General features: G+C 60.7%; 15 protein-coding genes. 9 read left to right on the forward strand and 6 right to left on the reverse strand.

The window, feature by feature from the left end; translation table 11 throughout:
* Positions 1 to 729: RICIN domain-containing protein (locus ABIZ35_RS00550; RefSeq protein WP_348217923.1), on the forward strand; the 729-nt coding region annotated here is incomplete at its 5' end.
* A gap of 203 nt (positions 730 to 932) precedes the next feature.
* Here ABIZ35_RS00550 and ABIZ35_RS00555 read toward each other — a convergent pair.
* Positions 933 to 1,223 carry a DUF2917 domain-containing protein gene (locus ABIZ35_RS00555; protein WP_348217924.1) on the reverse strand — a complete coding sequence of 97 codons (291 nt, stop codon included), beginning with the start codon at positions 1,221 to 1,223 and terminating at the stop codon, positions 933 to 935.
* Between the two features lie 150 nt (positions 1,224 to 1,373).
* On the opposite strand from ABIZ35_RS00555, the gene ABIZ35_RS00560 reads away from it, so the two are divergent.
* The 8 genes from ABIZ35_RS00560 (at position 1,374) to ABIZ35_RS00595 (ending at position 11,851) form a co-directional block, all read left to right on the forward strand.
* The gene (locus ABIZ35_RS00560) at positions 1,374 to 2,819 is read left to right on the forward strand and encodes a PLP-dependent aminotransferase family protein (protein WP_348217925.1); all 1,446 of its coding nucleotides are present in this window, start codon (positions 1,374 to 1,376) and stop codon (positions 2,817 to 2,819) included.
* A 142-nt stretch (positions 2,820 to 2,961) separates the two neighbouring features.
* Entirely contained in the window at positions 2,962 to 3,828 is an 867-nt protein-coding gene (locus ABIZ35_RS00565) for a DUF1559 domain-containing protein (RefSeq protein WP_348217926.1), read from the forward strand.
* A 113-nt stretch (positions 3,829 to 3,941) separates the two neighbouring features.
* On the forward strand, positions 3,942 to 4,820 hold the full coding sequence (locus tag ABIZ35_RS00570; protein WP_348217927.1) for a DUF1559 domain-containing protein: 879 nt from the start codon (positions 3,942 to 3,944) through the stop codon (positions 4,818 to 4,820).
* A 99-nt stretch (positions 4,821 to 4,919) separates the two neighbouring features.
* Positions 4,920 to 5,918: a LacI family DNA-binding transcriptional regulator gene (locus ABIZ35_RS00575; protein WP_348217928.1), complete on the forward strand. Its 999-nt coding sequence runs from the start codon at positions 4,920 to 4,922 to the stop codon at positions 5,916 to 5,918.
* 41 nt (positions 5,919 to 5,959) lie between these two features.
* Entirely contained in the window at positions 5,960 to 6,922 is a 963-nt protein-coding gene (locus ABIZ35_RS00580; protein WP_348217929.1) for a carbohydrate kinase, read from the forward strand.
* 31 nt (positions 6,923 to 6,953) lie between these two features.
* On the forward strand, positions 6,954 to 8,375 hold the full coding sequence (locus ABIZ35_RS00585) for a sugar porter family MFS transporter (protein ID WP_348217930.1): 1,422 nt from the start codon (positions 6,954 to 6,956) through the stop codon (positions 8,373 to 8,375).
* A gap of 3 nt (positions 8,376 to 8,378) precedes the next feature.
* Positions 8,379 to 9,788: a glycoside hydrolase family 32 protein gene (locus ABIZ35_RS00590; RefSeq protein WP_348217931.1), complete on the forward strand. Its 1,410-nt coding sequence runs from the start codon at positions 8,379 to 8,381 to the stop codon at positions 9,786 to 9,788.
* 11 nt (positions 9,789 to 9,799) lie between these two features.
* Positions 9,800 to 11,851, forward strand: a complete 2,052-nt coding sequence (locus tag ABIZ35_RS00595) for a glycoside hydrolase family 32 protein (RefSeq protein WP_348217932.1) — start codon at positions 9,800 to 9,802, stop codon at positions 11,849 to 11,851.
* 320 nt (positions 11,852 to 12,171) lie between these two features.
* Here the strand turns inward: ABIZ35_RS00595 and ABIZ35_RS00600 are convergent, their stop codons facing one another.
* The 5 genes from ABIZ35_RS00600 to ABIZ35_RS00620 all read right to left on the reverse strand — a co-directional run.
* On the reverse strand, positions 12,172 to 14,475 hold the full coding sequence (locus ABIZ35_RS00600) for a DUF5682 family protein (RefSeq protein WP_348217933.1): 2,304 nt from the start codon (positions 14,473 to 14,475) through the stop codon (positions 12,172 to 12,174).
* Between the two features lie 6 nt (positions 14,476 to 14,481).
* Entirely contained in the window at positions 14,482 to 14,973 is a 492-nt protein-coding gene (locus tag ABIZ35_RS00605) for a GNAT family N-acetyltransferase (RefSeq protein ID WP_348217934.1), read from the reverse strand.
* Positions 14,954 to 15,256 carry a DUF1778 domain-containing protein gene (locus tag ABIZ35_RS00610; RefSeq protein WP_348217935.1) on the reverse strand — a complete coding sequence of 101 codons (303 nt, stop codon included), beginning with the start codon at positions 15,254 to 15,256 and terminating at the stop codon, positions 14,954 to 14,956. Before ABIZ35_RS00610 ends, ABIZ35_RS00605 begins: the two co-directional genes overlap by 20 nt.
* Before the next feature lie 88 nt (positions 15,257 to 15,344).
* Positions 15,345 to 16,430 carry an AAA family ATPase gene (locus tag ABIZ35_RS00615; RefSeq protein ID WP_348217936.1) on the reverse strand — a complete coding sequence of 362 codons (1,086 nt, stop codon included), beginning with the start codon at positions 16,428 to 16,430 and terminating at the stop codon, positions 15,345 to 15,347.
* A partial coding sequence (locus ABIZ35_RS00620) for a DUF5691 domain-containing protein (protein ID WP_348217937.1) occupies positions 16,427 to 17,811 on the reverse strand: 1,385 nt, incomplete at its 5' end. The genes ABIZ35_RS00620 and ABIZ35_RS00615, both read right to left, overlap by 4 nt.

Genomic DNA, 17,811 nt, shown 5'->3' on the forward strand with positions numbered 1-17,811 from the left:
AGCCAGCGCGGCGGCACGATCGATAGCGTTCACCTGCAATGCTACTCGGGCGGCGGCGGCAACAATCCATGCTCTTGGAACTTTAATGGCATTCCCGTTTATCCCGGCTTAGACAGCGCCGGCAATAGCGCAGCCACCGTGCAATCACGGATGAACGGCTGGAAGAATCAGTGCGGGACTAACGGTGGCTGGATGTGGCTCTACGATGGCTTCCAAGGCAACGCGACGGCTTACGCCGCGGCGATCAATAACGGGATCGGGGCGTCCACAATTCCCAACGGCGTCTACGAGATCGTCGCAACAACAACCGGAAATGCTCTTGATTGTTTAAACACCAATAATGGGAATAACACGCCCATTCAAGTTTATCAGTGGGGTGGGTTTAATAGTCAAAAATGGCAGATTAACAGCCTGAACAACGGCTATTACTCGATCCGTACGATCAATCCCGACGGAACGATCGGACGCAGCCTGGACTGTTCCGGGTGTAATCCGAACAACGGCACGCTGATACAGCTCTATGATTTCGTCAACCGCGACTGCCAGCAATGGGCAATCGATCAGATCTCCACTGGAAATTACCGGATCAGCACTGCCGGAACGAAATCCGACGGTACGCATGACGTCCTCGACGGCCAAAACTGCTCAGGCGCCAACAACACCCGTATTCAGCTATGGGCGTGGAATGGCGGCGGATGTCAGCAGCTGTGGTCATTCATCTTAAGGTAAGCGACTGAGAGTATTTGCAGTGGCGCGACTTTCCTCTGAGGGCCGCGCTCACTGCTGTAGGCCCGACTGGGTAACGTCGGGCGATCATCTCGTCCGCATTTTCTCACGCACTTTGGAGCGTATTCCTTAGCAATCGGCACGCTATTCTTGGCTCCACTCCCGCGCCTCACTGAAAGAGCGGGAGCCAGAAAGGCGTTGTGATGTTAGTACACGCAAATACGCGCTCCTCGCGCCATGCCCTGCACGAGGACGCGCCCTCGGTGTGTGATCTGAAATATGTCTCCGACGGAGAGATGGTAATCGGAGGCGTCGCCTTCTTGTGTTACCCAGCATTCGCCTTGAAGGCAGGCGACGGCGCCGCCGGTCCGACGAGCGTCCAGGCGGAACAGGCCGCCGGAAATCAATGAAACTTCGTCCGCGTCCCTGGACTTGTGATCCGTGTCGGTTCGGATGGGAGCGGGCGCCTGCTCGACATTGAGTGTTTGCGCTTTCATGACTCTATTATGGCGGGATGCGCGCGAAGAGTACAGACGTAAATTCCGTGAATTGTGACCGGTACAGATTGGTAAATATTTCACTGTACTGGTCATGATTGGAGGGAATTGCCCCTATGCTTGAAGAGCGAGGGCAGGTATCATGGAGGCATGATTACCACGGAAGACAATGGCGTCCGGTCCGGGACGCTTTACGAAGAGGTTGCGGCGCGTGTGACACGCCTGATCGATGAGGGTACTTTCAAGCCGGGCGACCGCTTGTCGTCCGTGCGCAAGCTCAGCCAGCAGCTGCAAGTGAGTATTTCGACGGTTATGGAGGCGTACCGGGTTCTGGAAGATCGTGGGCTGATCGAGGCGCGCCCGCAGTCGGGATACTACGTGCGTCTCGCGCGGCAGGAGGCGCCTGCCGAGCCCGAGGTCTCTCGCCCGTCGCGCACCCCCACCGCCGTCAGTCTCAGCGACTTCCATGGAATGCTGATGCGCGACATCGGCAACCCCAATCTTCTGCACCTGGGCGCGGCGATCCCCAATCCCGAACTGCTTCCCATCGGCAAGCTGAGCCGGACGATCGCAGCGGTCACGCGCCGGCACGGCGTCCTGAGCGTGGCGTACAACGGCCCGCTCGGCGCGGAAGCGCTGCGCGTGCAGATCGCGCGGCGCGCGCTTGGCGCCGGATGCACGCTCTCGCCCGACCAGATCCTGACGACCTGCGGAAGCCAGGAAGCGATCAGTCTCGCGCTGAGGGCCGTCTGCCAGCCGGGCGACACGGTAGCGATCGAATCGCCGGTGTACTATGGGATCCTGCAATGCATCGAGCAGCTGGGGCTTAAGGCGCTGGAGATCCCAACCTCGCCGCGCACGGGGATCAGTCTGGAGGCGCTTCGCTACGCTCTGGGAGAAAATGAGGTGAGCGCCTGCGTCGTTGTCAGCAACTTCAGCAACCCGCTGGGCGGGTGCATGCCGGACGATCACAAGCGCGAACTGGTGGAGATGCTTTCTGAGCGGGAGATCCCGCTGATCGAGGACGATATCTACGGCGATATCGGCTTCGCGGACGAGCGCCCGAAGACCTGCAAGGCGTTCGACCGAGACGGGTGGGTGATCCTTTGCTCGTCGTATTCGAAGACCCTCGCGCCGGGATACCGGGTGGGGTGGGCGGTCGCCGGTCGCTTCATGGACAAAATGACGCGGCTGAAGCTGACGAGCAGCCTCGCCTGCCCGACGCCGACCCAGCTTGCGGTCGCCGATTTCCTCGCCAACGGCGGCTACGACCACCACTTGCGTAAGATCCGCAAAGTTTACGCCCGGCAGGTGCTGCTGATGGGGCAGGCGGTCGGCCGCGCCTTTCCCACCGGAACCTGTGTTACCCGCCCCGAAGGCGGTTACGTGCTGTGGGTCGAGTGTCCCCCGCGTGTCGACGCGCTGAAGCTCTACGAATGGGCGCTGACGGCGGGAATGACCATCGCGCCTGGTCCTCTCTTTTCCGCCAAACAAAAGTATCGAAATTGCATTCGCCTGAACGCCGCCTTCTGGTCTGAAGACGTCGAGCGGGCCATCGTTCGTTTGGGACAAACGGCGGACACGATGGGCAAGTAGGATCCACCTACCCAGATTCTACGCCAATTTCCGTGTATGAAATGCGAGCAAGAAAATTCTGTTGACATGCAATACTAGTTGTGCTATAGTAGTTGTACCCCGGCTTCGGGTTTGATTATCATACCTTTTGGAGGTTCGGACAATGCAGACGTATCAATCGAAGAACTTACGTGGATTTACTTTGATAGAGTTGCTCGTGGTTATTGCAATCATCGCGATTTTAGCCGCTATTCTCTTTCCTGTCTTTGCGAAAGCTCGCGAAAAGGCCCGCCAAATATCTTGTCTTTCGAATGAGAAGCAGATTGGTTTGGGATTTATGCAATACAGTCAGGATAACGATGAGACTCTTCCTATCGGCTCGCAGCTGAATTTCGGCGGTAATTTGGGCGCTGGCTGGGCCGGTCAGATCTATCCATACGTCAAGAGTACCGGCGTATTCCAATGCCCGGACGATTCCACGACCGGCAATCTGAGCGCCGTCCCGCCGGTTTATCCCGTTTCATACGCCTATAACGCTCTGATCCCGAACAGCTTCAATGCCGGCAACGGCCTGCCGACTACGCTCGGCAAGCTCTCTGCGTTTACGTCGCCCGCCAAGACCGTGCTGCTTTCCGAGTGTACGAACGCATTCGGTCGCATCTCAACTCCGAACGAAGGCGGCGCCGTGGACAATGTCTCCCCTGGCAGCACCGGAAACGCATTCTTTGACGGTCAGGTGCATGGCGGCTCGGATTCGCCGACAGTCAAGGGCGCTACGGGTTATGTCGGTGGCTACAACAAGGACATTAGCCAGAAGGATGGACGGCATACCGAAGGAGCGAGCTATCTCTTCTCGGACGGCCACGCCAAATGGCTGCGGCCTTCTCAAGTCTGCCCCGGCGCGAATGACGCCGCGACGCCCACCAGCGCGCCGACACCTGCCGGAGCCTATTTTAACAACGCCGCCGGCGCCGACTTCGCGGGCGACAATAACTTCCCGAATTACGCCGCCACCTGGAGTGCGATTTAACGAACGGCATGAACAAAGGAGCCTTTTATAAATAATTCTTGACATGCAATACTAGTAGTGCTATACTCAGATCAGTCTCGATTAACGTCTTTTCATCTATAGGATTTACAAAAATGAATTCCGCACAATCACGCAAATCTTTCGGTTTTACTTTGATTGAATTACTCGTTGTCATCGCGATTATCGCGATACTTGCCGCCATCCTCTTCCCCGTCTTCGCCAAGGCGCGCGAGAAGGCGCGGCAGACCTCTTGTCTGTCGAATGAGAAGCAGCTTGGTCTTGGCTTCATGCAGTATGTCCAGGATAACGACGAGACGTTCCCCGCTGGATCCATCCCCAACGTCCTTTCCGGCAATGACCATTTCGGCATTGGATGGGCGGGTGAAATCTATCCGTACGTCAAATCGACCGGCGTGTACCTCTGCCCCGACGATAAAACGCCGAGCCAGCCATCGGCAAATCCGCCGATGTACGAAGTCTCCTACGCCATGAATACGCATATCATTAACTCGTACCTCACTCCAGGCTTCGGCAATCCCCAGGGACCGCTCGGGAAGCTCGCCGGCTTCAACGCTCCGGCCCAGACCGTGCTGCTTTGCGAGGTTACTAACAACCTGGCCAACATCACGTCGGTTGACGAAGGAAAGTCCAGCACGCCTGCGGCCACGCACTTCTCCGTGGTCACAAGCGCATCCGGCGGCTGCCTTGGAGTGACATCCGGCGCTTACGATTCTCAGGCAAAGGTCTCCACCGGCCCGGTCGACTTGAACACGGGCGGGCTTGACGGCACTCCCGGCCGTCACACCGACGCCTCTACGTATCTCATGGCTGATGGCCACGCCAAATGGATCCCCGGCGCTCGGGTTTCCAGCGGAGGCAACGCCGCATTCAACGCCACCGACCAGCCGAATCGATATAACAACGCCGCCGGCACCGATTTCCCGGGAAACGCCAACTTCCCGCGATATACGGCGACGTTCAGCCCGAATTAAACGGGCAATCCACTGCCATGGAGCGCCGGCCGCAGCATTGTGTCCGGCGCTTCTCTCGCAAATTCACGATTTCATTTGATCTCGCGCCATAATTCATACATGCGAATCTCAATTAAAGATGTGGCGATCCGCGCGAATGTCTCTCGCGGGACCGTATCGCATGTGCTGAATGGCAACGTAGAGGCGAGGATTGCTCCGGAAACACAGGAGCGGGTTCGAAAAGCGGCGACCGAGCTGGGGTATGTGCCCAATCAGATGGCGAAGTCGCTGTTTCGTGGCAAGACCCAGCTGATCGGTGTGCTGATGACCGGGATCGAAAACCCGTTCTTCACCGAGTTGCTCGGCGCCAGTGAGACGGCGATCGCGGAGGGGGGATACCGGCGTCTGGTGGATGCCTCGATTCCCTATATCGCCAAGGCCCGTCCCGAGATTTTGTCCGTTTGGCCGGTAGATGGCATTCTCATGCACGCCGCAATTGGACGCGTCTCTGAGGGTATCCTCGGCGCGCCGGTCTCACATGTTCCAGTCGTCTATCTGGATTCGACGGCGGACGCGCATCGCGATACGGTTCAGTTCGATCTGCGGCCCGCCATGGCGGCGGCGGCGGAGCATCTTTTCGAGCGCGGCCACAAACGGATCGGTGTGATCACTCCTTACGATCCGTTTGACCTGTTTGTGAAACAGCGACACCAATCGCTATACGCCGCCGCCCATGACCGTGGCGTGGCGGTTGTGTCCATGAAGCTGGACGACAACAGCCGGCGCGGCGCACTGAACCTGGGTTTGTACATCGCATCGATGCCGCCTTCAGAGCGGCCGACCGCGCTGATCTGCCACAATGACCATATTGCGATCGGCGTCTACCACGGCGTTCTGCGCGCCGGACTGCGCGTTCCCGAGGATATCGCGATCGTCGGCGTGGATGGGATTGAAGAAGGCGATTGTCTCGACAAGCCGCTGACCACGATCAAGAACCCGGTGGACGAACTCTGCCGCATCGCGGTCGCCATGCTGCGCGAGCGGATCGAAGGAGCGGTAACCTGCCCCCCGCGACACGTGACCGTACCGAGCGTCTTCCTGCCAAAGGGGACGACATAACAAATAGCAATAAATTTTGATTGGACTGTCCGTGTGCTCTTATGACTTTGAATGACGCTCCGACTCTTATTTCCTTTGGCGAAGTCCTGTGGGACATTATCGACGGCCGGCCCTATCTTGGCGGCGCGCCCTTCAATCTGGCGGCGCACGCCGCCCGGCTTGGGATGAATGCCCGAATGATCTCCTGTGTGGGGGACGATGACCTCGGACGCGTCGCAATTGTAGAAGCGGCAAAACTTGGCGTTGATATGACCGGCGTGATGTGCGGTGAGCATGCGACAGGATCCGTCACGGTAAGCCTTTCGGATGTCGGACAGCCGAGCTACACGATCCATGAACCAGCCGCCTGGGATTTTATCGAGCTGCCTTCCGACATACGCCGCGCCCCCTCGACGCTGAAAGTCGACGCCGTTTGTTTTGGTACGCTCGCGCAGCGCAGTCCCATTTCCCAAAGCGCCCTGCATGATCTGCTGGAAGCCCTGCCGGACGCGCCGACGTTCTACGACGTGAATCTGCGTCAGGAGTTTTATTCGAAAGAGATCATCGAATGGGGTTTGCATCAAGCTAATATCGTAAAGGTAAATGATACAGAAGCAATCTTTCTCTCTCGAATACTATTCGGGCGTGAGATGAGTGAGCGGCAGTTCGCAAACTTACTGCGGTCGGCTTATTCGATGGATGTGGTGCTAGTCACGCTGGGCGCTCGCGGGTGTCTGGCGGCGGACGACACCGGCGTCACGCACATTCAGGGCCGCAATATCACGGTGCGGGACGCCGTGGGAGCGGGCGACGCCTTTTCCGCCGCATTTCTCGCGACCTGGCTGCGGGGCGGCTCGGCGGCGGAAGCGGCCAGTTACGGCAATGTTCTCGGCGCCTACGTCGCGACCCGGAATGGCGCGGTTCCGGATTATACGGACGAAATCCGAATGCAGATCAAGAGTTTTGGCGGCAAAAAGTTCGCTCCTTTCGTGTCCGGAGTTGTTCGCGCACACGCCGCGTCATGACGGCGTTTGGAAATAAAGAGGAATACATCGTATGCTGGTGAATGAACAAGGACAGGGGCTCGATGCATCGCCGACGGGGGCGGGGGCGGGGGCGGGGGCAGGGGCTGGCCAAGACGACTCCAAAATCAATTCCGTCGTTATTTGCGCCGCGATTGTCGCCGCCCTCGGAGGACTGCTCTTCGGGTTCGACACGGCCGTCATTTCCGGGGCAACGGACTGGCTGCAATCCATCTATCACCTTTCTCCCGCAATGAAGGGTTTTACGGTTTCGAGCGCGCTGATCGGCACCCTGATCGGATCGATCGCGGTCGGCAAGCCGGCAGACAAGTATGGGCGCCGTGAGATCCTTTTCGTTCTGGCGATCCTGTACTTTGTGACGGCGGTCGGATGCGCGATGGCGAACAACCTCTGGGTCTTTGTCGCCTTTCGGTTTCTGGGCGGCCTTGCGGTCGGCGGGGCCTCCGTGGTTTCGCCGATGTATATCGCCGAGATCGCGCCGGCGAAGTTCCGGGGACGGCTGGTGTCGGTCACGCAGTTCAACATCGTGCTGGGAATATTGCTGGCGTATCTCTCGAACTATATCATCAGCAGCATGAACCTGGGCGACGTTCAATACCGATGGATGTTCGGCGTGCAGGCCGCGCCGGCGGTGGCGTTCTTTGCCCTTCTCTTCACGACGCCGCAAAGCCCGCGCTGGCTGATTGCGAAGGGCCGCGCGAGCGAGGGGCGGGAGGTGCTGCTGCGGTGCGGCGCAAGCGCCCGCAATATCGACACGCTTGTCGGAGAGATTCAGCAGTCGCTCGATACGGAGCATCATGCGACGGACGAGCCGTTCTTCACCCGAAAGTATGCGAAGCCGATCATGCTCGCCGTGGCGATCGCCATGTTCAATCAGCTCTCCGGGATCAATGCGCTGATGTACTACGCCTCGGAGATCTTCACGATGGCGGGAGCGAGCAAAGAATCGGCGTTCCTGCAGCCGGTCATTGTCGGGATCGTCAATTTGGCCTTCACGATGGCCGCCATGACCGTGATCGACAAGATCGGCCGGCGCAAGCTGATGCTGGTCGGCTCCATCGGGTACATTATCAGCCTGAGTGTGACCGCGTATCTTTTCTACACGCACACCGGTGGTCCGCTGGTGCTGGCGAGCCTGCTGGTCTTTATCGCTTCACACGCTTTCGGTCAGGGCGCGGTTATCTGGGTCTTCATCAGCGAGATCTTCCCGAACCGGGTCCGTTCCCAGGGGCAGGCGCTGGGCAGCTTCACGCACTGGGTGATGGCCGCCGCAATCTCCTGGACCTTCCCGATCATCGCCGCGTACGCCGGCTGGATGACCTTCGCCTTCTACGCCCTGTGCAGCGTCGGCCAGCTCGTTTGGGTGCTGACCCGAATGCCGGAAACCAAAGGCGTTTCGCTGGAGAACATTCAAAAGCAATTAGGAATTGAGTGACGCATGAGTAAGACGATCGCAAACCCGCCGCCCGCCGAGGCCGTGGATTATCAGGAAAGCGGCAGGCCGCAGTTTCACTTCACGGCGCGGCGCAACTGGCTGAACGACCCGAACGGCCTTGTTTATTGCGCGGGCGAATACCATCTGTTCTTTCAGCATAATCCCACGGATAACAACTGGGGGAATATGACCTGGGGGCACGCCGTGAGCGCGGACCTTGTGACCTGGCGTCAGATCGAAGATGCGATTGAGCCCGATCATCTGGGCACGATCTATTCCGGCTCCGCCGTGATCGACCACGACAACACCGCCGGGTTTCAGACTGGCGCGGAGCCGACGATTGTTGCGATGTACACCGCCGCCGGCGGTTCGTCTCCAGAATCCGAGGGCCAGCCGTTTACCCAGTGTCTGGCGTACAGCAACGACCGTGGACGCATATGGACGAAGTACGCCCGCAATCCCGTTCTGCCTCACGTCGTTGGGGAGAACCGCGACCCCAAGGTGATCTGGTATGCGCCAGGCCAGTTCTGGGTGATGGCGCTGTTTCTGGACGGTGAGAGCTTCGCGCTTTTTACCTCACCTAATCTGAAGCGCTGGAACCGTATCCAGACCCTGTCGATCCCTAACTCCAGCGAATGTCCGGACTTCTTCCCCATGACCGTACAGGGCGCGCCGGACGAGGAGCGCTGGGTCTTCGCCGCCGCCAACAGTCACTATCTGATCGGCCGCTTTGATGGCGCTGTGTTCACGGAAATCGCCGGGCCTTACGCCATGGACTTCGGCTCGAACTTCTATGCGGCGCAGACGTTCAGCGACATCCCGCCGGCGGACGGCCGTCGGATTCAGATCGGATGGATGGCGGGCGGTGTTTATCCTGGGATGCCGTTCAATCAGCAGATGACTTTCCCCACCGAGATGACTCTGCGCGACACGCCCGACGGTCTGCGGGTGTTCCGCTCTCCCGTGAGTGAGATCGCATTGCTCGTGACGGATCGGAGCGAATGGCGCGACCTGTCCGTTTCGCCGGGTGAAAATCCTCTGTCCGAGATCTCTTCAGACCTTCTCGATATCGAACTTGAAGTCCCGCTCGACAGCAGTGCGGTATTCGGATTTCGGATCGGCGGCAGGGAAATTCGATACGCCCACCAGGACCAAACGATTTCCTGCCTGGGCCGCGTCGCTCGCCGCGAGAGCGCCGAACCAGTGATGCATTTGCGCATCCTTGCCGATCGAACATCGCTTGAGATTTTCGTCGACGGCGGGCGCTCCACGCTGTCGTTCTGTGTGACCCCCGCCGACCCGCGTCCATCGCTGGAGTTCTTCGCCGAAGGCGCGCCCGTGCGTGTTTCCTCATTGCTTGTCCGCACGCTGCGCTCGTCGTGGTCGGAAACATCCGGCGAATTTCCACTCTAGAAAGCGATCCCATGGCCCAAATTTTTTTGTTTTTCTCCGCGCCCAAGCGTCTTCTGGGGCGGCGGGCATTGATCGCTTCGCCTTTGATCGGCGTCCTCATCTCCGCGGGAACTGGCGGCTGCGCGACCCCAACTAAGACGTCCTTGGTAAAGATTGATACAGTAACGAAGGCTGCCGTTAAAGCGACTTCGGATATTGTGATAGCCGACTTTGAAGGCGCCGCCTATTCCGATGGCTGGACCACGACCGGAACGGCGTTCGGCGCCGGCCCGGCGCACGGGGCGATCGGCGGACAGCAAGCCGTGAGCGGCTTCGTTGGCGCGGGCCTGATCAATACTTATCTGGACGGCAGTGATAGGGCGGTCGGAACGCTCACGTCGCCGCCGTTTGTCATCAGCCGCAAATATCTCTCCTTCTTGGTCGGCGGCGGTCATCATCCGGCGGAGAACCGGGTCGATCTGATCGTGAATGAAACCTCTGTGCGCACCGCGACCGGCGGCGACAGCGAGCAGCTTCAGCGAAACCAGTGGGATGTCTCCGACCTCTATGGAAAAACGGCGACCCTGAAAATTACGGACACCGCGACCGGACAGTGGGGACATCTCAACGTCGACGATATCAGGCTGACAGACGCGAAACTGCCCGATGAGCAAACTCGTCTGCTCGCCTCGGCCATGACCGCGATCCGCGCCGCCGTTCCTGCCGCTGAAGCCGACGCACGCCGTCCGGCTTACCATTACCACGCTCCTGCGCAATGGATGAACGACCCAAACGGGCCGATCTACTACAAAGGCTGGTATCACGTCTTTTACCAGTTCAATCCGTACGGCCCGAAATGGGGCAACATGCACTGGGGGCACGCCCGCAGCAAGGATCTCGTGAACTGGGTCCAGATGCCGCCGGCCCTTTGGCCGTCGCGAAGCGCCGGCGAGGACCATATCTACTCCGGCTCCATCTTTCCGCGCGCCGACGGAATCCCGATGGCGTTCTACACCAGCATCGGCGGCCGCGATCCCGAGCAATGGGGCGCTGTCGCGGCGTCGCCTGATCTGAAGACGTGGCGCAAGGCGCCCCAGAACCCGCTGGTGTCGAACGCGAACCATGGAAGCGATAAAGTCGCCGAATGGCGCGATCCGTTCCTCTTTAAGCAGGATGGCGTGACCTATATGCTCACCGGCGGCGGCTTGAACGATCATGGCGTCGTGCTGATGTACCAGGCGACCAATCCCGGCCTGACCGCCTGGAAGTACCTTGGGCCGATCTTCCAGCATCCCGACGCCCAGATCCATAATATCGAATGTCCCAACATCGCACTTATCGACGGCAAGTGGATGCTGTTGACCTCAACCTATGGCAAGGTCGAATCGTTTGTCGGACAGCTCGATGTCGCCAATCGCCGATTCATCACGGAGAAGCGTGGCGTGCTGGCCGATGGCTCCTACGCCAGTCAACTGATGCGTAACGCCGACGGCGATGTGGTCTATTACGGCTGGATGCATACGGAGGAAGGCGCGGGCTGGAACGGTTATGTGACATTACCGAGCGTACTGCATATCACGTCAGACGGGACCATTGTATCGACGCCCGTGAAGAAATTTGAAAGTCTGCGCGGCAAGCATGTCCAGATCACTGATCGCGCCCTGAATGGATCGCTCGATCTGTCTGATCAAATCTCCGGCAAGTCTTTGGAACTGATCGCGGACATCGATCCCGGCGCGGCGTCGAGTGTGACCGTGCATCTGCGGACCAGCGCCGACGGCTCCCAGTCCTTGGCCATCCGATACGACGTCGCGACGCGCACACTCCACGTCCCCGGCCGAGGGGACGCCGTTCTGCCCGCTTCCATGGGGCCGAACCTCAAGCTGCATGTCTTCCTGGACAACGGCGCGCTCGATGTCTACGCCGCCGACGGCGCCGTTGTTCTGGATGCGTTCCACTCCGATGTCCCTGCGGCGAACCTCGGCGTTCGGCTGACGGCCGAAGGCGGCGCGGCGACCGTCAAAACGCTGGATATTTATGCGATGAAGCCGGCGGTGATGGATGATTCGGTATTTGGGAAGTGACCTATTCCCCCGGCGCTTTAGCGCGCTTTCCCCTTTTCCCAGCAAGGCCCTTCGGGCGGGAAAAGGGGCGTTCGTAACTGCCGTCCAGGCGAGTGTTCCGGCTTGTGAGAAGAGTAATATCGCCCCTCCGCCCCAATTCGTGTGGGTGTTTGGCCCCTCCGCCCCAATTCTGGGGGACCGGAAAATGCCGTTATCCGAAATCGGGTCCCGCAGAATTGGGGCGGAGGGGCCGAAACCTAACGACAAAACTCGTCTGGGCTGTAATGATGAACACCCCTTTTCCCGCCCGAAGGGCCTTGCTGGGAAAAGGGGGAAGTGCGCTAAAGCGCTGGGGGAATAGGTCTCGAAAGCCCCAGCAGCAGCGCAACCAGCGGCAGCGCCGCTTCGCCCCTTGCCGCATCGAATTCCTCATCTCCGCCAGCATGTCCGGCCGTCAGCGCGGCGCCGTCGCGGACGCGTTCGCCCATCTGCCGCCGTTCGGGCGGCGTGAAGGTGGCGAAGGTGCGCCGCAGCAAGGGGAGAAGTTGGGTAAAGGCGTCGGGGGTAAGGCTGGAGACCCATTCGTCCAGCACGCGCCAGAGTGTGGCGTCGTGCAGCAGGATCGTCCCGCTTCCTTTTAAGAACCCCTCGACCCAGGCGGCGGACTGGGCGGGATCGGACGCCGTGGAAAGCGCAAGCCCCATGCGGCGCGCACATTCGTCGGCGCTGAGCGATCCGCCATCCAGCAGGAGACGCGCGCTGCGGCCGGCGATCAAGCCGTGAAGGTTGGTTTGCAGCGAAAGGCGCGAAAGGGTGTCGCGCCATAGCGCCAGATGCTCTTCGTTTTGCAGCAGAAGAATGGCGGCGTTCGTGGCGTTGATGCGTTCGGCCATCTCGGCGGCGGCGTCGTCGTTCAGCGAAGCGCAGGCGGGCGAGAGGCCGACGGCGATTCGGGCGACAAGCCCGTCCAGCACATGCGCGACGATGGGAAGCCTGGATCCGCGCACGTCTCCGTAGCGCTGGACGTTGGCGAGCGGCGGCAGGGCGTCCATCAAATGCCCGACGTCACTTGCGAGTGCGGCGGCTTCTTCCAGGCGCGCCATTAACTTGCGGGCGGCGTCGGGAAGGTTCGCGATCAGGATCTTGTCGAGCAGCGATGTCAGCGCGGGTAAGTCCGGCGCCTTTTCAGCGGCGTCTGAGGCGAACGCGGCGGCGGCGTCGCGCACGCTGTTGCCCCATACTCCCTTTTCAATCAATAAGACTTCGAACTCGGGCTTCCATTGCACGCGCCATGGCTCTCGAAACGTGCCCTTCGCGCCGTAGGCGCGGGTGGTCTCGCCCCAGGGAACGCCCAACAGAAGCAGTCGGTGGAGCAATTCGCTGCGCTCCAGGTCGCTGGGTTTGCGCAGGTCTAAATCATAATCGCGCCATCCCGCCTCGGCGGGCATCCGCAGGCGCTTTTGCAGCTTTTGTAGATCCTGCTGCAGGGGCACGGAGGGCGTTTCGTCAGGGACGCGTCCGAGCGCTTCGCCGACGATCAGATCGCGCTCGATTAGCCGCATTGGGACATCGCTGCCGAAACACAGGACGGTTTGAGTGGCCTCATTCATTTCTGGGAGACCGGGGAGGGGACGACCGCGCATCGCCGCCAAACAATCGGCGAGACGAATGGCTTCGATGATACTGGCGGGCGAGGCGTCGAGGTCCTGGGCGCGCAGGAGATGCGCCACTCGTGTCAGCCAGCGTGCGGTGATGTGTGAGGCCGGCGTCGACCAGAGGTGATGATACCATCCGGGCGATTCGATCCCCGCGCCGTAGCCGCTCGCGAACGAAAGCCGTCCATTGGTCCACGGAATCCAGGTCGCCACGATCTTGGTCTTGGGCAGCCCGTCCAGAATTGCCTTGTCCGATTTTGCCGAGGGCATCTCGGCGAGCGCGGGCGCATGCCACGCGCCGCAGACGACGGCGATTTTGGCAAACCCTTCGCGCTGCGCCGCGCGGATAGTCTGCCGCATGTACGCCTCGCGCGCTTCTTCCAGCTCATCGCGAACGGCGGGCGCTTCTTCGCGCAGCGCACCCATCGCCTCCGTAATCCCCTCGAACAGATCGTGCCCCTCGGGCTGCTGTTCGACCAGATGCTCCCACCACCGCTCACTATCGCTGTATCCCGCCGCCTCGGCGAGCAGGCGCAGAGGATCGCGGCGCAGAATTTCCTCACGTTCACTGAGCTTTGCTTCGGGTTCCGCAGGCGTCTCTGTCTCGTCGTCCGACGGCTCCTCGGCTGTCTTCTCTTCCTGAACGCGCTCCATCGCCATTTGATGCGCCTGCGGCAGATCCATAAAGCGCACGGGGATTTCGTGCGTCAGGCCGTAATGGATCGCCTGCCACTCTGGGGAGTATTCAGCAAATGGGTAGTAGACGGAGCGGCGCGGCTGATCGGGATCGTAAAGCAGGAGTGCGACCGGCGGCCGCATCTCTGGATGGGCGAGCAGCGGCAGGACCGCTGCGGCGTCGGGCGGTCCTTCGACAAGAATGACATCCGGGACAAGCGCCGTCAGCGCCCGCAGAACACTGCGCGCCGAGCCGGGGCCGTGGTGCCGAATGCCGAAGATGTGGAGTTTACTTGCTGTTTGAGAGGAAGGCATGGGTATTTAACGCCGTTCAAAAGTAATCTTGCCCAGCGGCAAGATCAACTGCCGAGAACCCAACAAAATGAAACCGTGGTGTAGATAGAAGGCTTCCGCCTGGTTGTCCTTGGCGTCCACGACTAGCGCAAACGCCATCAACTCCGCCCGAGCGGCCCGCATTGCCGCGTCCCAAAGCAGCGCGCCCCCCAGACCTTGTCCTCGGAAGGCTTCATCCACGGCAAGCCGGCCAAGCCGCGCCACGGGAACTGAGGGATAGCGCGGGAGGCGCTTCGCAAGCTGCTCGGGGAGATCGGTCAGCGCCACAGCTCCGGCGGCGAGAGTATAATAGCCGGCGACGCGTCCGTCAGTCTCATCAACCGCGACAAAACAGGCGGTGGCGCGTCGGCGAATATCCTGCGTGACCTGCTCGCGGAAATATCGATCTAGCGGCTCAACGCCACACGAGAAGCGGGCGCGATTGTGTGCAGCCAGCGCGTCAATCAGGAATTGCGGCATTCGTTGTGTTCCTAATCAGACGCGCGTGCGCCGCTTTTGCGCGATGCATCGCCGGTGAGAGCGCCGGCGGGTCGAGAAGCAGTTCGGCAAAGCGGTGCTGGTCTTCGACCGAAAGCCGGATAATGTGGGCTTCTTCAATTGTCTTGTGCGCCAACGCCTCTGCGGCGGCTACGACAAAATCGCTCACACTGCGTCCCTGAAGCTCGGCGGCGCGCCGCACAATTTCTAATGCTTGCGGAGCAATCCGCGCCTCAATACGCGCTGTTCTGCTAACTTGCGTCATCAAGATTTCCTCTTTCTTTCTGTCTGTAATGTACGGTATTATACCGTACATTAAAGATTATTTGAAATGGGTTATTTCTCTCTTGCGCCTAATCTGTAATCTCCCGGCAAGCCCGGTACAAATCTTTCCACCCCTCGCGCTCCTTCAGAACCGTCTCCAAGTATTCCCGCCAGACCAACCGGTCCTGAACGGGGTCTTTCACGACGGCGCCGAGCAGGCCGGAGGCGATGTCGGCGGCGCTGAGGGTTCCGTCGCCGAAGTGGGCGGCGAGGGCGAGGCCGTTGTTGACGACGGAGATCGCTTCGGCGGTGCTGAGCGTGGAGGTGGGGGACTTGAGCTTGGTCTTGCCGTCCTCGGTGATGCCGCCGCGCAGTTCGCGAAAGATGGTGACGATGCGGCGGATCTCGGAAAGCGACGCCGGTTCGGCGGGCAGTTCTAACGCGCGGCCCAGACTGGCGGAGCGCTGCTGGACGATCTGGACTTCTTCATCGGCCGTTGCGGGCAAGGGGAGGACAACGGTATTGAAACGGCGCTTGAGGGCGCTGGAAAGGTCGTTGACGCCCTTGTCGCGGTCGTTGGCGGTCGCGATGACGCTGAAGCCTTTGGTTGCCTGGACTTCCGCGCCGAGTTCGGGGATCGGGAGCGTTTTTTCGGAGAGGACGGTGATGAGCGAGTCTTGGACATCGGCGGGGATGCGCGTCAGTTCTTCGACGCGGGCGATCTTGCCGTCCTGCATGGCGCGCATCATGGGACTGGGGACGAGCGCTTGAAGCGAGGGGCCGTCGGCCAGAAGCTTAGCGTAGTTCCAGCCGTAACGAATGGACTCTTCGCTGGTTCCCGCCGTGCCCTGGACAAGCAAGGTCGAGTCGCCGCTGATGGCGGCGGCAAGGTGCTCGGAGACCCAGGTCTTGGCGGTGCCGGGGACGCCGAGCAGCAGCAGGGCGCGGTCCGTGGTGAGGGTGGCGACGGCGATCTCGACGATGCGGCGCGGACCGATGTACTTGGGCGTGATCGTCACGCCATTCTCCAGCGTTCCGCCGAGCAGATATGTGGCGACCGCCCAGGGCGAGAGCTTCCACTGGGGCGGACGCTGGCGGGTGTCGGCGGACGCCAATGCGTCGAGCTCCTCGGCATATTGATGTTCGGCGTGCTGGCGCAGCAAGGTCGTCGTCATAGCGGCGTATTCTCCTCGGAAATAGCGGTGTGCAAAGCATTACGAAACGTCAGGGTCTGCGCGGTTTCGTCGGCGTATCGTCCCCATTGGCCGCGTGTTGGGTGCTCCTCGGGCCAGAGCGCCTGAAATTCGCCGGCGAAGTGGGGCGGAGCGTGGCGTCCCATCTCCGACAGAAGATTGGTGTAGCTCCACCAGTTCATGCGCCCTGTTTGATCCTGAAGGATCCCCGCGACGATCGCTTTGGCCATGGAGCGTGCAAACTCCAGCGACCAGCCGCTCGGGTGGCGAGGAGTGAGTGCGAGGGCGGGGTGCTTATCGGACATGGGGACGCCGGCGATTATCGGGCCAAGCAGCGCTTCAAAGTCGGGGGCGCTCAGGCGAGAGGCCAGCTCTGGAACGGTCGATGCGGCGGCGGGATCGTTCTCCAGAGCGTCGTGGATCAGAGCGACGAGCCAATCTTTGTCGCGGCTGCGCCGCGCCGCCTGCCGCCATCCGATCAGCAGAGGGGAGGCCCAGTCACTTCCGCGTGCGAGGGCGACCAGTTCCGGCGCGCTTCGTCCCAGCTTGCCGGTCCAGAACTCCAGTGGCGCAGAGGCGACGATCTGACGCAGCCAGAACGCCTTCTCGCCTTCGCCCTGCGGCGGCTTAACCTCCACGCCGTCGCGCTCGGCGGCGGCGTCGCAGCCGGCCGGGGGCGCGACCTCCAGACGGGCTTTTCCGAGCAATGGCTTATGGATGGAAAGCAGAGGCTCGGCGCGGGAGATCGTGCGCTGGACAAGATTCGAACTGGGCAGGCGGATGAGGAGCAGGACGGCTGTTTTGCGCACTTCTTTGGACCGGTCGTCGAGTGCGCTTTCTAAAAACGGCTCGTCCTCCGCCGTAAGATTATCTTCCCAGGCGGTGAGAAAGGCGGCCCGATCGCCGGCGCCTTCCTGGGTCCATGTTTCCGCAAGCAATGTTCGGGCCTGCTCGGCGCTGGTAGATCGTATCTGTATATAGTAGGAAAGGCGAGCGGCGGCTGTTCCTTCCGTCCATGTCCGATTGTCGTCTTCGGAGGCGAGATAGGACCATTCGGGGTTTTGTCCGGCGAGCCAGGCGCCGCGCCGCCCGGCGACCTTCTGGATCGCGGAACGGATGTCGCGGCTTCGGCGTCCGGCGTCCAGAAGTTCAGGGAGCAGAAAGGCGGGCAGGCGCCGTTCGGTATTCGCCAGGAGAGCGAGTGCTTCCGGCAGAATGGCGGCGTACTGCTTGTCCAGCGTCATGGCGATCAAGCGCGCCGTCTTGGGACTGCACTCGTCCATGTCTTCGCGCGGGCATTCCGGAGGCCGCACGGCGACCGGCGGCTCGGCAAGGCGTCCCGCGCGCCGGTACGATCCCAAAA

The sequence above is a fragment of the Capsulimonas sp. genome, assembly GCF_039929585.1.
Taxonomy (GTDB): Bacteria; Armatimonadota; Armatimonadia; order Armatimonadales; family Capsulimonadaceae; genus Capsulimonas.